The organism is Streptomyces sp. NPDC107517, assembly GCF_055582645.1.
The window spans coordinates 296,002-310,550 of record NZ_JBVJPM010000007.1; the positions used below are offsets into that span (position 1 = coordinate 296,002).

Annotated in this window: 15 protein-coding genes; 9 read left to right on the forward strand and 6 right to left on the reverse strand. The window is 70.0% G+C overall.

Annotated features, from left to right (window positions below; translation table 11 throughout):
* Positions 1–8: 8 nt before the first annotated feature.
* Entirely contained in the window at positions 9–815 is an 807-nt protein-coding gene (locus tag ACZ67T_RS19335; RefSeq protein ID WP_469985426.1) for a cache domain-containing protein, read from the reverse strand.
* Positions 769–1,593 carry a FadR/GntR family transcriptional regulator gene (locus tag ACZ67T_RS19340; RefSeq protein ID WP_469985531.1) on the reverse strand — a complete coding sequence of 275 codons (825 nt, stop codon included), beginning with the start codon at positions 1,591–1,593 and terminating at the stop codon, positions 769–771. The genes ACZ67T_RS19335 and ACZ67T_RS19340 overlap by 47 nt, the downstream gene beginning before the upstream one ends.
* 107 nt (positions 1,594–1,700) lie before the next feature.
* Here ACZ67T_RS19340 and ACZ67T_RS19345 point away from each other — a divergent pair, with 107 nt between their 5' ends.
* The 3 genes from ACZ67T_RS19345 (at position 1,701) to ACZ67T_RS19355 (ending at position 4,962) form a co-directional block, all read left to right on the forward strand.
* Positions 1,701–2,735: an ABC transporter ATP-binding protein gene (locus tag ACZ67T_RS19345; RefSeq protein WP_469985428.1), complete on the forward strand. Its 1,035-nt coding sequence runs from the start codon at positions 1,701–1,703 to the stop codon at positions 2,733–2,735.
* Between the two features lie 127 nt (positions 2,736–2,862).
* Positions 2,863–4,065: an ABC transporter substrate-binding protein gene (locus ACZ67T_RS19350; RefSeq protein WP_469985429.1), complete on the forward strand. Its 1,203-nt coding sequence runs from the start codon at positions 2,863–2,865 to the stop codon at positions 4,063–4,065.
* Between the two features lie 12 nt (positions 4,066–4,077).
* Positions 4,078–4,962 (forward strand): ABC transporter permease, encoded by an 885-nt coding sequence (locus ACZ67T_RS19355; RefSeq protein ID WP_329578382.1) that lies wholly within the window; start codon positions 4,078–4,080, stop codon positions 4,960–4,962.
* 136 nt (positions 4,963–5,098) lie between these two features.
* Here the strand turns inward: ACZ67T_RS19355 and ACZ67T_RS19360 are convergent, their stop codons facing one another.
* Complete coding sequence (locus ACZ67T_RS19360; RefSeq protein WP_469985430.1) at positions 5,099–6,301, reverse strand: RNA-guided endonuclease InsQ/TnpB family protein; 1,203 nt, start codon at positions 6,299–6,301, stop codon at positions 5,099–5,101.
* A gap of 149 nt (positions 6,302–6,450) precedes the next feature.
* On the opposite strand from ACZ67T_RS19360, the gene ACZ67T_RS19365 reads away from it, so the two are divergent.
* Complete coding sequence (locus tag ACZ67T_RS19365; protein ID WP_469985431.1) at positions 6,451–7,266, forward strand: ABC transporter permease; 816 nt, start codon at positions 6,451–6,453, stop codon at positions 7,264–7,266.
* 70 nt (positions 7,267–7,336) lie between these two features.
* Positions 7,337–9,121 carry a glutaminase A gene (gene glsA / locus ACZ67T_RS19370; protein ID WP_469985432.1) on the forward strand — a complete coding sequence of 595 codons (1,785 nt, stop codon included), beginning with the start codon at positions 7,337–7,339 and terminating at the stop codon, positions 9,119–9,121.
* A gap of 361 nt (positions 9,122–9,482) precedes the next feature.
* Here the strand turns inward: glsA and ACZ67T_RS19375 are convergent, their stop codons facing one another.
* Positions 9,483–9,887: a DUF5997 family protein gene (locus ACZ67T_RS19375; protein WP_469985434.1), complete on the reverse strand. Its 405-nt coding sequence runs from the start codon at positions 9,885–9,887 to the stop codon at positions 9,483–9,485.
* A gap of 58 nt (positions 9,888–9,945) precedes the next feature.
* Between ACZ67T_RS19375 and ACZ67T_RS19380 the strand changes: the two genes are divergently transcribed.
* Positions 9,946–10,755 (forward strand): LysR family substrate-binding domain-containing protein, encoded by an 810-nt coding sequence (locus tag ACZ67T_RS19380; RefSeq protein ID WP_469985435.1) that lies wholly within the window; start codon positions 9,946–9,948, stop codon positions 10,753–10,755.
* Between the two features lie 94 nt (positions 10,756–10,849).
* Positions 10,850–11,776 (forward strand): aminoglycoside phosphotransferase family protein, encoded by a 927-nt coding sequence (locus ACZ67T_RS19385; protein WP_469985436.1) that lies wholly within the window; start codon positions 10,850–10,852, stop codon positions 11,774–11,776.
* Between the two features lie 49 nt (positions 11,777–11,825).
* On the opposite strand, the gene ACZ67T_RS19390 is transcribed toward ACZ67T_RS19385, so the two are convergent.
* Both ACZ67T_RS19390 and ACZ67T_RS19395 read right to left on the reverse strand, forming a co-directional pair.
* Positions 11,826–12,665, reverse strand: a complete 840-nt coding sequence (locus tag ACZ67T_RS19390; protein WP_469985437.1) for a LolA-like protein — start codon at positions 12,663–12,665, stop codon at positions 11,826–11,828.
* A 400-nt stretch (positions 12,666–13,065) separates the two neighbouring features.
* Complete coding sequence (locus ACZ67T_RS19395) at positions 13,066–13,956, reverse strand: glycoside hydrolase family 19 protein (protein ID WP_469985439.1); 891 nt, start codon at positions 13,954–13,956, stop codon at positions 13,066–13,068.
* 293 nt (positions 13,957–14,249) lie between these two features.
* Between ACZ67T_RS19395 and ACZ67T_RS19400 the strand changes: the two genes are divergently transcribed.
* On the forward strand, positions 14,250–14,456 hold the full coding sequence (locus ACZ67T_RS19400; RefSeq protein WP_469985441.1) for a hypothetical protein: 207 nt from the start codon (positions 14,250–14,252) through the stop codon (positions 14,454–14,456).
* Complete coding sequence (gene kdpF, locus ACZ67T_RS19405; protein WP_018536030.1) at positions 14,453–14,542, forward strand: K(+)-transporting ATPase subunit F; 90 nt, start codon at positions 14,453–14,455, stop codon at positions 14,540–14,542. The genes ACZ67T_RS19400 and kdpF overlap by 4 nt, the downstream gene beginning before the upstream one ends.
* Positions 14,543–14,549 lie beyond the last annotated feature (7 nt).

Sequence of the window (14,549 nt, forward strand, 5' to 3'; positions counted from 1 at the left end):
GAGCAGGTCTACGACCGCCTGGTGGCGGACGTCGGAGGCGCCGTGGCCAGGATCAACGGGACGCCGTCGCACGGCAGCAGGCGCAGCTCGTCGTGGTCCGTGCCCTGTGCCGGTCCGGCCAGGACCGCCGCGAGGTCGGGGCCCTTGGTGAGTGAGCCGACGAGGTGGCGGGGGTCCGTCGAGGCGGCGACGCGGCCGCGCGCGTTCACCAGGCGGGCGGGCCCCGGGAGGCGCTGGAGCAGCGGCATGACGACGGACTCGAAGCGGCGCAGGTAGACATCGGCCGCGGCCACCCCCATGAAGTGCCCTCCGACCGTCACGGGCGCGGACAGCGTGAGGCTGTACTCGTCGGAGCAGAGGTAGTCGACGTAGGGGCCCGCGACCGCACGCTGTCCGGTGTCGCGGGGCAGCGTGAACCAGTCCCAGTGGGTGTAGTCCGAGTACGCCGAGCGCTGCGGGTCCAGGTCGAGCAGCAGCGGCTGCACGGATCCGTCCGCGGTCCGCTGCCACCACTCCAGCCACGCGGGTACGTCGTCGAGGAGGCCGGGCACAGCGACGAAGCCGATCCCCGAGACCAGGTCGTAGCGGTCGAGCCGGGTGTGCAGTCCGGGGCGCAGCGCGGTCAGGTCGTCCGTGGCCGGGCGGCGGCCCTCGGCGGCGACGGAGGAGAGCACCGACTCGATGTCCGCGGCGGTGGCGCCGACGGCGTCGAAGACCCCTTCGAGTGCGTCGCGGACGCGGGCGGCCGCGTCGGCTGCCGACAGGTCGTCAAGCAGCGCCGATCCGGCCTGTGCGGGACGGGGGTTGCTGCCCATCGGGGGCCTCCTTCGGACCAGGACCGCTCGCGCCGCCGGCCGGGCCGAGGCGGAGTTCGATCAGGCGCGCCATGGAGGTCTGCACGCATTCTTCGGCCAGGGCCCTGGCGCGGTCGTCCGCCCCATCATGCACGGCCGAGATCACGGCGCGGTGACGGTCCGCGGCGTCCGCGAGGAGGTCGTCGTCGTGCAGCACCAGTCGCAGCAGCGCCCCGACTTCGGTCTGCAGAGTGACTTCTTCCCTGGTCAGGCGGGCGGACTGGGCGGCGGCGGCCAGCTCGACATGGAAGCGACCGTAGATGCGGCTGCGGGCCCCCGAGTCCTTGGCGTCCATCAACTCTCCCAAAGACCTCTGCAGTTGCCGCAGATCGGCGGGCTCCGTGCGCCGGGCCGCCAGGCGGGCGGCGGCGCCGGAGACGGCGGCCCAGTGGTCGGCGAGATCGCGCAGTTCCTCGGTGCTCCAGTCGGCGAGGCGGGCGAGGAGCCGGTCCTCGGCGGGGCCGTCGGGGACGGTGACGAAGCTGCCGCCGCCGCGGCCCCTGCGGGTGGTGACCAGGCCGCGCTGCCGCAGCGCCATGAGGGCCTCGCGCAGGGTCACGGTGGAGACGCCGAGCTGGGCGGCGAGGTCGCTCTCGCCGGGCAGCTGTTCACCGTCGGCGAGCAGCCCGAGGTCGATGGCGTCACCGAGCCGCCGCACCACGGCGTCCACCCGGGCGAGTGTGTCGACGGGTGTGAAGACGGCTCTTCGGACGCCGGTTTTGTCTCGGTTCACGGTCACCACCTTGCCACTTGGCACAGCCTTTACCTTAGCGGGGCCTTGAAATTAGAACTATGGCTTCATATGTTTACGGCTAACTCCCGACAGCACCAGAAAGGTTCCCGCCCATGGAGGGAATGGCCATCCGGCTGCAGAGCCTGCGCAAGTCCTTCGGCAGGACGGAGGCCGTGGCCGGGGTCGACCTGGAGATCGCGGACGGCGAGTTCTTCTCGATGCTGGGGCCGTCCGGCTCGGGCAAGACCACGGTGCTCCGGATGATCGCGGGCTTCGAGGCTCCGACCGCCGGAACCATCGAGCTCGCGGGCGCCGACGTCACCCGCCGGGCCCCCTTCGAGCGTGACGTGCACACCGTGTTCCAGGACTACGCCCTGTTCCCGCACATGACCCTGGAGCAGAACGTCGCCTACAGCCTCAAGGTCCGCAAGGTGCCCAAGGCCGAGCGCCTCGCGCGGGCCCGGGAGGCGCTGGCGAGCGTGCAGCTCGAAGGCTTCGGCGGGCGCCGGCCCTCCCAGCTGTCCGGCGGCCAGCGTCAGCGCGTGGCCCTGGCCCGCGCCCTCGTGGGCCGCCCGAAGGTGTTGCTCCTCGATGAGCCCCTGGGCGCCCTCGACCTCAAGCTCCGTGAGCAGATGCAGGTCGAACTCAAGGCGATCCAACGGGAGATCGGCATCACGTTCGTCTTCGTGACGCACGACCAGGAGGAGGCGCTGACGATGAGCGACCGCATCGCGGTCTTCAACCAGGGCCGCGTCGAACAGGTCGGCACCCCCGCCCAGATATACGAGCGTCCTGCCACCCCCTTCGTCGCGGGCTTCGTCGGCACCTCGAACCTCCTGTCCGGCGACGCGGCGGAGCAGGTCGTGGGTGACCGGGCGACGTACAGCATCCGCCCGGAGAAGATCCACGTGCTCAAGGAGTCCGCCGCCGCCGAGCCGGAGCACGCGAGCGCGACCGGCACCGTCGCGGAGGTCGTCTATCTGGGCGACGCGACCCGGTTCCTCGTCGACCTCGACGCCGGCGGCCGGCTCACCGCCCTCCAGCAGAACCTGGAGACCTCGTCCGAGGACGTGGTCGCCCTGCGCGGCTCCCGGGTCAGACTCCAGTGGCACCGGCGGCACAACTTCCAGGTGCCCGAAGAGAGTTGACCCCAGTCCCGCCACGCTCCTGACGCACGCACGCACATACGCAGACGCACACGCCATGCCCGCGTCGCCGCAGACCCCGTACGACCGTCACCGCCTGCCCGCCCGTCCCCTCCCCGTGGAGATCCCCGTGCGACTGACCCGAACGTCCCGAGCGGTGGCCGCGCTCGGCGCCCTGCTCCTCGCCTCCGCCTGCGGTTCCTCGGACACCGCCGGATCCTCGCCCGGCGGCAGCGACTTCACCCCGCCGAAGCTCTCCGCGCAGAAGACCCTCGGCAAGTCGGAGGGGCAGGTCAACCTGATCGCCTGGGCCGGCTACGCCGAGGACGGCTCGAACGACCCGAAGGTCGACTGGGTCACCGACTTCGAGAAGCAGACCGGCTGCCAGGTCAACACCAAGACCGCGGGCACGTCCGACGAGATGGTCAACCTGATGAAGACCGGCCAGTACGACGCGGTCTCGGCCTCCGGCGACGCGTCGCTCCGGCTGATCGCCTCGGGCGACGCGGCCCCCGTGAACACCAAGCTGGTGCCCAACTACAAGGACGTCTTCGCCGGGCTGAAGAACCAGCAGTGGAACTCGGTCAAGGGGGTCGCCTACGGCATCCCGCACGGCCGCGGCGCCAACCTCCTGATGTACAACACGAAGAAGGTCTCGCCGGCGCCCGACTCCTGGTCCGCGGTCTTCGACAAGGCCTCCGCCCACAAGGGGAAGGTCACCGCGTACGACTCGCCGATCTACCTCGCGGACGCCGCCCTGTACCTGATGAAGTCCAAGCCGTCCCTCGGCATCAAGGACCCGTACGCCCTGGACCAGAAGCAGTTCGACGCGGCCGTCGCCCTGCTCAAGGCGCAGAACTCCAATGTCGGCGAGTACTGGAGCGACTACCTCAAGGAGGTCTCCGCCTTCAAGAGCGGCGACTCCGTCGTCGGCACCAGCTGGCAGGTGATCCTCAACACCGCCCAGGCGGAGAAGGTCCCCGTGAAGGGCGTCCTGCCCAAGGAGGGCGCCACCGGCTGGTCCGACACCTGGATGCTCTCCGCCAAGGCCAAGCACCCCAACTGCGCCTACAAGTGGATGGACTGGATCATCTCGTCCAAGGTCAACGCCCAGGTCGCCGAGTACTTCGGCGAGGCGCCGGCCAACGCGAAGGCCTGTGACCTGACGGCCGACAAGAACCACTGCGCCACCTACCACGCGGCCGACGAGGCCTACTGGAAGAACGTCCACTTCTGGACCACGCCCATCGCCCAGTGCATCGACGGCCGCACAGACACCAAGTGCGTCCCGTACGCCAAGTGGGTCCAGGCCTGGACCGAGATCAAGGGCTAGGACCTGCCGCCCATGACCGACACCGCGCCTGCCGCCGGACCCGTCCGGCGGCTCGCCGGGGCCCTGTACCGCCGCCCCCGGCTGCAGCTGTCCCTGCTGCTCTCCGCACCACTGGCCTGGCTCGTCCTGGCCTATCTGGGCTCGCTCACCGTCCTGTTCCTGTCCGCGTTCTGGACCACGGACTCCTTCACCTCGAACGTCGTGAAGATCTGGAACACGGACAACTTCACCGCGCTGTTCACCACCGACGTCTACCGGCAGGTCGCCCTGCGCAGCGTCGGCGTCGCCCTCGCGGTCACCGCGCTGTGCGTGCTCATCGCGTTCCCCATCGCGTTCTACACGGCCCGCATCGCGAACCCCCGGTGGCGGCCGCTCCTCGTCGTCGCCATCCTCACCCCGCTGTGGGCGAGCTACCTCGTCAAGGCGTACGCCTGGCGGCTCATCCTCGCCCAAGGCGGCCTGCTGGACTGGGTGTTGGGGCCGCTCGGCATCAAGGGTCCGGGTTACGGCCTCACCGCCACCGTCCTCGTCCTGACCTACCTGTGGCTGCCGTACATGATCCTTCCGATCCACGCCGGCCTCGAACAGCTCCCGGACAGCCTCCTCGACGCCTCCGCCGACCTCGGCGCCCGCACGGGCCGCACCTTCCGCTCCGTGGTCCTGCCGATGATCCTGCCGTCCGTCGCGGCCGGCTCGGTCTTCACTTTCTCGCTCAGCCTCGGCGACTACATCGCCGTACAGATCGTCGGCGGCAAGACCCAGCTGATCGGCAACCTCATCTACTCCAACATCACCCTCGACCTGCCGCTCGCCGCGGCGCTCGGCACCGTGCCCGTGGTGATCATCGTGCTCTATCTGCTCGCGGTGCGCCGCACCGGAGCCCTCAGCAGCCTGTGACGCCCGGAGGCCCCTCTGGCGCCTCCGAAACCCTTGATGTCCCGTGCCGCCGCCCGCCCGCCGACCCTCCGGATCACGCACAGACAGCGAAGGTCCCTCCGTTGACATCTTCCCCCTCGTGACCGAGGGGGGTTTCCTACGGCTCGCGCCGTGGGGTTTTCTGCTTCGTCGCCGACTGCCCGCCCGGAGAACTCCGTTGAGGTCTTACACCAGCTCCACAGACTGTCACCGCCAGCCCGGCGGCCAGAAGGTTGCGTGCTGCGTTCACGTCCCGGTCATGGGTCGTACCGCAGCAGCACGCCCACTCGCGGACGTGCAGAGGCATCTTCGATGCGAGGGTGCCGCAGTGGGAACACAGCTTGGAGGAGGGGAAGAAGCGGTCTACCGCGACCACTTCCCGCCCGTACCAGGCGGCTTTGTACTCCAGCATGCTCCGGAAGTCCGACCACGCCGCATCACTGATGGCGCGGGCCAGACTGTGATTCCTGACCATGTTGCGGACGGTCAGGTCCTCGATCACGAGCGTTTGGTTTCCACGCACGAGTCGAGTGGTCAGCTTGTGCAGATGGTCACGGCGACGGTCCGCAATCCGGGCGTGGACCTTGGCGACCTTACGTCGGGCCCTGGCCCGGTTGGCGCCATCTCCCTTGGCCTTCTTCGCCAGTCGGCGCTGTGCCAGAGCAAGACGGATACGGTCGCGGCGTTCGTGCCGGGGATTGGCGATCTTCTCCCCGGTGGAGAGCGTCAGCAGGTGGTTCAGGCCCACGTCGATGCCGACCGCCGTATCGGTCACGGGCAGCGGCTTCACGGCCGGGTCGTCGCACAGCATGGACACGAACCAGCGTCCCGCCGCGTCCTGCGACACGGTCACCGTGGACGGGCTCACGCCCTCAGGAAGGGGACGGGACCACACGATGCCCAGCGGGTCGGACATCTTCGCCAAGGTGAGCCGGCCGTCTCGGTACCGGAACCCGCTGGTGGTGTACTCGGCACTCCTGCGGGACTTCTTCCGGGATTTGAAACGCGGGTACTTGGCGCGCTTACCGAAGAAGTTCGTGAAAGCGACCTGCAAGTGCCGAAGCGTCTGCTGGAGCGGAACCGACGACACTTCGCAGAGAAATGCCAGTTCCTCGGTCTTCTTCCACACTGTCAGCATCGCCGAGGTCTGGTTGTAGTTCACCCGCTCCTGCCGCGCCCACGCTTCGGTGCGGGCCGCGAGCGCCAGGTTGTAGACCTTCCGCACGCACCCGAAGGTGCGCGCCAGCTCCGCTGCCTGCGCATCCGTCGGATGGAAGCGGTACTTGAACGCCCGCTTCACATGGCCCGTGGTCACGCTCACAAGCTAGTGGGCCCACTGGTTAGAACCAAACCTGCGGGTCAGAACACTGCGGTCCGCCCTGGCGTCGAATCGCAGCCCGTTGCCCTGCTCCGCAGGAGCCTCGTTTCCTCCCCCAGCTAAAGCAGGGGGTATCCACAAAGGAGGACAGGATGAATCTCTCCCGCCCCGCGCGCATCACCCTGCGCATCGCCGCCGCGCTCGGCTTCGCGGTGATCTACGTGCCGCTGCTCCTGGTCCTCGTCAACTCCCTCAACCCGGATCGCAGTTCGGGCTGGCCGCCGCCCGGGCTCACCTTCGACTGGTGGGCCGACGCCTGGCACAGCTCCGGCGCCCGCGACGCGCTGTGGACGTCGGTCAGGGCGGGGCTCGGCGCGACCGTGATCGCCCTCGTCCTCGGCACGCTCATCGCCTTCGCGTGCCAGCGCTTCAAGTTCTTCGGACGCGACGCCATCTCCTTCGTCGTCGTCCTGCCGATCGCGCTGCCCGGCATCGTCACGGGCGTCGCGCTCAACACCGCCTTCCGCACGGTCCTCGAACCGCTCGGCGTCGGCCTCGGCCTGTTCACCGTCATCGTCGGCCACGCCACGTTCTGCATCGTGGTGGTCTTCAACAACGTCATCGCCCGGCTGCGGCGCATGCCGGGGTCGTACGAAGAGGCCGCGATGGATCTCGGGGCGCACAGCTTCCGCACGTATCTCGACATCACGTTCCCGCTGGTGCGTTCCGCTCTGGTGGCGGGCGGACTGCTCGCCTTCGCCCTCTCCTTCGACGAGATCGTCGTGACGACCTTCACCGCCGGACCCGGCATCCAGACACTGCCCGTCTGGATCTTCTCGAACATGGCGCGCCCGCAGCAGGCCCCCGTCGTCAACGTCGTCGCCGCCGTCCTGGTCCTGCTGTCCGTCATCCCGATCTACCTCGCCCAGCGTCTGTCCTCGGACACCGCGTCCGGGAGCCGGATCTGACCCGGGCACCGCGGGCACCCGTTGCCCCCTTGGGAAGGCGCATCGCCCGGCCGTGGTGTTCGATTGCGGTGTGAGGCACAACAAGCCGCCGGACGATCCGCTCGCCGCGCTCCTGGACCGCGTCCGCATCCGGCTGCGCGACCTCACCGACGGCGAGCCGGCCTCGTACATCCCGGAGCTGAGCAGGGCCGACCCGGACCTGTTCGGACTGAGCCTGTGTGCGCTCGACGGGCAGGTGTACAGCTGCGGCGACAGCGAGGCGCCCTTCACCGTCCAGTCCGTCTCCAAGCCCTTCGTCTTCGCGCTCGCACTCGCGGACCAGGGCCTGGAGGACGTCCTGGCGCGCGTGGGCGCCGAGCCGAGCGGTGAGGGGTTCAGCTCGATCCGCCTCGAACCCGGCACCGGACGCCCGCCCAACCCGATGGTCAACGCCGGGGCCATCGTGACCAGTTCACTGGTCGCGGGAGCCGACCCCGACGAGCGCTTCGCCCGCATCCTGGCCGGCCTGGGAGCCTTCGCGGGCCGGGAGCTGACCGTCGACGAGGCGGTGTTCGCCTCCGAGCGCGCCACCGGTGACCGCAACCGCGCCCTCGCCTACCTCATGCACAACGCGGGATCGCTCACCGGCGACGTGGAGGAGCAGCTCGCGGTCTACTTCCGACAGTGCTCCGTGCTCGTGACCTGCGACGACCTCGCCGTGATGCACGCGACCCTGGCCGGTGGCGGCACGAACCCGCTCACCGGCGAACGGGTCGTCTCCTCCCAGCACGCCCAGCACGTCCTCGCCGTCATGGCCACCTGCGGGATGTACGACGCCTCGGGGCAGTGGATGCTGCGCGTGGGCCTGCCGGCGAAGAGCGGTGTCTCGGGCGGGATCGGCGTGGCGCTGCCCGGCCAGTTCGGCATCGGAGTGTTCAGCCCGCCCCTGGACGAGAAGGGCAACAGCGTCCGCGCCATCGCCGCCTGCCACCTCCTGTCGGAGCAGTTCGGGCTGCACCTCATGCGCGCCACCGGCAGCAGCGGCCGCCCCCTGCCACCCCGCTCCCTCGACCCCGGCCCGCTGCGCTCACTGCGCCACCGTCCCCGCGACCAGCGCGCCGCGCTCGACGAACGCCCCGACCGCATCCGCGTCCACGTCCTCCAGGGTGACCTGGACTTCGCCACCGCAGAACAGACCCTGCGCGCGGCCCGCGACCTCCCGAAGGCCGCCCGCTGGTTCGTCCTGGACCTCGCCCGGGTCGGCCGCATCGAACCCGTCGCGGCCGACCTCCTGCGCGCCCTCGGCCACGACCTGCGCGAGCGCGGGATCCGCATGGTGATCGCCGACCCGTCGGCCCGACCCGTGACGCACACCAAGGACGAGTTCGCCGACCTCGGCCGCGCCATCGAATCCTGCGAGGACGAACTCCTGACCGGCCTCGGACTCGCCCCGTCCGCGCCTGTTCCCCTGACGGACAGCGACCTGTTCGGAAGGGCCGGCGAGCAGGCCGCGCAGGCCGTCCGAGACTGCTTCGGCACCATGTCCCTGTCCGCGGGGCAGACCGTCGAGCCGCCCCGCGCGGAGCCCGTGGTCCTCTGGTACGTGGAGTCGGGGCGCCTGGCCGTGTGCGCCCTCAGCTCGCGGCCCACTCCCGCGGGCCGCACCTGGTCCGCCGGGCCGGGCGCGGCCCTCACCCCTGCGGACTTCCACGCCCGGCTCGGCGAGCGCGTCATGGCGGAGGAGGACTCGGTGTGCCGCACCCTGACGGCGGCGGGACTGCTGCGGCTGCGCACGGCCGTGCCCGCGGCGGCCGCATTCCTGGAGCGCAGCCCGCTTGACGGGGCGGAGACGGTGGACCGGCCCGAGGGCGCGTGAAGCGTGCCTAGGTGTGGCCACCGTTCGGGAGCTGATCGACGGAGCGCAAGAAGCAGCCCCGCCGTTCGGTCAGCTGTCGGCCGTCGTGTCGGCGGGCCTTGCGCGGGACCTGAGCTGGACGGGGCGCTCGCGCTCCCGCCCGAGGTGGTCGACGCCATGACCGTCGCCGGCGGGACGATCCTCGCGGACCGCGCAGCCGCCGGGGAACACGCTTGTCCGGGCTCCTTCTTCGACCTTCACTTTTCACTGGAGGGGCCGGGGCAAGCGTCTCCCCTCCGGGCCGTCCCCGCGCTTCCCCGGGATCGAGTTCGTGCCGTGGCAGGCCCGAGGGGAGGTCGGCGAGGTCGGCCGGGGGGAGCGGTCAGGAGCGCTGGTCGCCGGACTGCTCGGCGCGCTGCGCGTTCCGCTCCTTGATGCGGATGGCTTCCTTGCGGACCCCGGCCTGGGTCTCACGCTCCTGCTGGAGCCACTCGGGGCTCTCGGTCTTCAGGGCCTCGATCTGCTCGGTGGTGAGCGCCTCGGTGATCCCGCCCCGGGCGAGACCGGAGATGGAGATGCCGAGCTTGGACGCGACGACGGGCCGGGGGTGCGGGCCGTTGCGGCGCAGCTCCTGGAGCCACTCCGGCGGATCGGCCTGCAGCGCGTTGAGCTCGCTGCGCGAGACGACACCCTCCTGGAACTCGGCGGGGGTGGCCTCGAGGTACACACCCAGCTTCTTCGCCGCGGTCGCGGGCTTCATGGTCTGGGTGGTCTGGTGCGACGTCATGGTGTCAAGGGTATCGACTGTGTGCGATACCTCCGACCACGACCGGTAACCTGGCGGAGTGACAGGCTCGGAAGTATCCCCTTCGTTCCGGCTCGCATATGTCCCGGGAGTGACGCCCACCAAGTGGGTGCGGATCTGGAACGAGCGGCTGCCCGGCGTTCCGCTGACCCTCATCGCGACGTCCGCCAGCGAGGCATCCGACGTATTGCGGGATCGCGGGGCGGACGCCGGTCTCGTACGGCTGCCGGTGGACCGGACCGTGCTCAGCGCGATCCCCCTCTACACCGAGACGACCGTGGTCGTGATCCCCAAGGACCACGTCGTGGCCGCGGTCGACGAGGTGTCCCTGGACGATCTGGCCGACGAGACCGTGCTGCACCCCCTCGACGACACCCTCGGCTGGGAGCAGCTTCCCGGCGAGCCCGCGTTCGAGCGCCCGGAGACGACGGAGGACGCCGTCGAGCTGGTGGCCGCCGGGATCGGTGTGCTGGTGGTCCCGCAGTCGCTCGCCCGCCTGTATCACCGCAAGGACCTCACCTACCGTCCGGTGACCGACGCCCCGGAGTCCCGGGTCGCGCTGTCGTGGCCGGAGGACGAGACCACCGATCTGGTGGAGGAGTTCATCGGCATCGTCCGCGGGCGGACGGTCAACAGCACACGCGGTCGTACGGCGACCCCGCCGCAGCCCAAAACGGCGCGCACCGACAAGAGCGGGACGGCGCGGCAGAAGCCGGCCGGCGGGAAGAACCCCCGCAGCGGCGGCGCCAAGGGCGGGACCAAACCCGGGCCGAAGGGCACTGCGAAGGGCGGCCCCAAGGGCGGATCCAAGGGCGGCGCCAAGCGCGGGAAGCCGCGCCGCAGGCCGTAGCCGTAGCCATCGCCCTTGAGGTGTAGCCGCGGCCGGGTCCGCAGGCCCGGTTATTCCGTTGCCCCGCGCGGCTTCCGGGCGTGATGATCCCTGAATGGCTTCGACACCGAGTCCTTCCGACGGCCGTGCCGGAATCACCGCCGCACTCGTGGAACGTCTGATCGCCGCGCAGTTCCCCCAGTGGAGCGGCCTCCCCGTGACACCGGTGGAGGTCGACGGCTGGGACAACAGGACCTACCGCCTGGGTGACGCGATGACGGCCCGCCTGCCCACCGGGGCCGGCTACGTTCCCGCGGTCGCCAAGGAGGACGAGTGGCTGCCACGGCTCGCGCCGTCACTGCCCGTAGCCGTCCCGCCCGTCCTGGCCAAGGGCGCGCCCGGCGAGGGGTACCCCTTCCCGTGGTCCGTACGCGGCTGGCTGGACGGAGAGACGGCGGCCCGCGGGCCCATCGACGACATGGCGCAGTTCGCGGTCTCGGTCGCCGAGTTCGTCCTCGCGCTGCAACGCTGCGACAGCGTCGGGGGACCGTCGGCCGGAAGACACAGCTGGTACCGGGGCGCGTCGCTCACCCATTACGACGACGAGACGCGGCGTTGCCTCGCGGCGCTGGAGGGCCATGTCGACACAGGTCGGGCGGCCGCCGTGTGGGAGGCCGCGCTCGCGGCGCGGTGGCAGGGGACGCCGGTGTGGTTCCACGGCGACATCGCCACGGGCAACCTGCTCGTCGCCGACGGCAAACTCACGGCCGTCATCGACTTCGGCACGTCGGGCGTCGGCGACCCCGCCTGCGATCTGGTGATCGCCTGGTGCACGTTCTCCGGAGACAGCCGTGACGCCTTCCGCCGGACGGTCGCCCAGGACGCCGGCACCTGGGCCCGAGCGCGCGGTTGGGCCCTGTGGAAGTCCCTGTTGGTCATGGCGCAGTCACTCGGCACCGACCCGGAAAGCGCCGCGGTCAATCACCGCGTGATCGACGAAGTCCTGGCCGACCACGCCCGATTCGGCGGTGTCGGCACCTGACGTCCTGCACGAGGGGCGTGCGCTCAACTCGCTCAGCAGGTCGGGCAGTTCACCACACGCCTCGACCCGGCGCCACGGCCTGCGGCGGTGTCGCCTCCGGGGAGAGGTTCTGGAGCCTGGACACGTCGACCGAGTCGTGCTTCGACGGAGTCGCGGTCGGCACCGGCCGGTTGTAGTCCGTGAGCGTCATCGTCGTGTTCAGGTCGCCGCTCTTCTGGGTGGCACGTATGAGCCGGTGAGGATCCTTCGCGGTGATGAACAGGACGACGTCGCTGCCGTCGTTCTTGCCGCTCACGGGCACGACGTCCGTGCCGTCCACCTTGGTCTGCTTGCCCTTCGTCAGCTTCACCGGGGGCGCGCTGGAGGGGCCGCCGTTCAGCTGGGCCTGGAACGCGGTCAGGTCGCATGCGTCGCCCAGGCTCCTGAGCAGGCCGTCGTTCGCATTGCCGTGCACATAGCGCCCTTTGAACGTCTGGGCCGCGAGCTCCCCCGCGCTGCCCTCGACCTGGGACTTCCAGAACGTGGTGTCGGGCTTCATCCACAACTCGTCGCCGCGTCTGACGAGTTCGACGGTGCCGCCATAGGCGCCGCCCGTGCCCATCTTCAGGGATCCGGCGCAGTTGCCGTCCTGGTCCAGGACGAGATCGAGGACCGCGGGGGACTGGGCGTCGGCGGGTCCCGTGGAGTGGTTCTTCAGGAGCACATGGAGGGACTTCGCGTCGAGCAGTTCCCTCTTCGCGTCTTCCGCGAGCTGCTGCGCGCTCAGCTTCGACGCGTCGCCCCCGTCGTCCGCGAACGCCGGAACTCCCGCGAGAGCTGTCACGCACGCGACGGCAGCGCTCACCGGGATCAGTACGGCCTTGCGATGCCTCGACACAGTCCAGTGCATGGCGTCACCTCGCAGATGGAACACTCGCGCGCGACCGCTATAAAATTGTACATTTCGCACTGATGGCCGTCGCGTCGGCAGTGCGCTGCACCCCATGGACGGGGGGTGGCGGGATCAGCGGGGCGGACGGGTCGGAGCTCGTCGCCTTCCCGGACGCCGAGGCGGTCGAGAGCCGGCTCGGGAGCGCCGCGCCCGGCAGGAAGATGACCCGGGAGCCACTGGTCCCCAGGGAACGTCGGCAAGCTGCTCAACGGACAACCAGGCCGGCCCGACTGCTCTGCCGGTCCCATCGTTTGGTGCGGTCATCTGTCGCCCGGCCGCCCCCGTGACGACTCCGCCGGGCGGACCTGGTGGGTTCCAGGCCCGCCCGGCGGCGGGTCACGTCATGCGCGGTGGTTCGTCAGCAGCTCAGGTTGTCGCCCGGTGTGGTGCCCAGGATCTGGACGAACGCCTTGTACCGGTCGATGCGGCTCTGGACCTGGCCGGGGTTGCCGCCGTTGCACTCCAGGCTGCCGTTGATGGAGCGGATCGTCTCGCCGAAGCCGGCGCCGTTCACCATGGCGTTGTGCGGCGTCATGGTGCCGGGGCCGTTCTGCGTGTTCCAGTACCAAAGGCCCGTCTTCCAGGCCACGGCCGCGTCCTGCTCCACCAGGTACGGGTTGTGGAGGAGGTCGATGCCGAGCGCGTCGCCCGCCGCCTTGTAGTTGAAGTTCCAGCTGAGCTGGATCGGGCCGCGGCCGTAGTACGCGGCGGTGCCCGCCGGGCAGCCGTAGGACTGGCTGGTGTCGCAGTAGTGCGGGTAGTTGGCGGTGTTCTGCTCGACGATGTACACCAGACCACCGGTCTCATGGCTGACGTTGGCCAGGAACGCCGCGGCCTCCTGGCGCTTGACCGTGTCGCTGCCGGTGTTCGCGAAGCCGGGGTAGGCGCTGAGCGCGGCGGTCAGTCCGCTGTACGTGTAGAACGGATTCCTGTTCGGGAACATCTGGTTGAACTGGGCCTCGCTGACGACGAAGCCGGACGGATCCGGGTCGCCCGGGTCCGTCTCGCCGCCGCCGCAGGCGCCCTGGTCCGCCCAGACGTCGGAGGTGCCGGGGGTCTCGTTCTGGGTCCACCACTTGGCGTTCCAGTTGTGCCCGTTGTACGAGACCGATCCGCCGCCGGTGTAGACGGACGAGGAGTTCCAGGGGGCGGCGCACTCGGCCGCCGATGCCGTGGTGGCCGGGCCGATGACGACCACGGCGCTGACCGCGGCCAGGGTGGCGACAAGGCTCGTGACGCGTTTGATCATGCCAACGCTCCTTCGGTGCGGCGCGAGTTGGGGGATCCCGGCGCCGCCATGGGGGGTGTCGGTCACTCAAGCGAACATGGTCTGAACCTGTCAAGGTCTAGACCAAAAGTGACCGCCGCGGTGGCGGGGTTCCGGCCTGGGCCGCCGCCGAGGAGCAGCCCGTACCGAAGGGGCCGGATGTTCGCGGGACGGGCAAGCCCGGGTATCGCTCGACGAGGTGGCCCAGGGGCTTGTGAACTGCGGGAACGCGGGCGCGCCGGGGTGGTCCACGTCACCTTGGCGCGAAGACGCGTATGGGACGCGTCAAGGCCGTGCACCCCGCCGTATGGGAGGCGTCAAGGGCAGGCGATTTCGGTCCTGAACGGGGGTTTCCTCTAAGCGTCCGTTCAATTCCGAACCTCATTCAGGAGCTCACGATGGCCGACGTGGCCTTCGTCGTCACCACGATCGCGGTCTTCGCGCTGGTGGCTCTCATCGCCAAGGGGGTCGCAAAGCTGTGACTGCCGAAAACATCGTCGGCCTGATCGTGGCCGTCGCACTCCTTGGCTATCTGGTCCTCGCCCTCATCTACCCGGAGAGGTTCTGAGCACCGA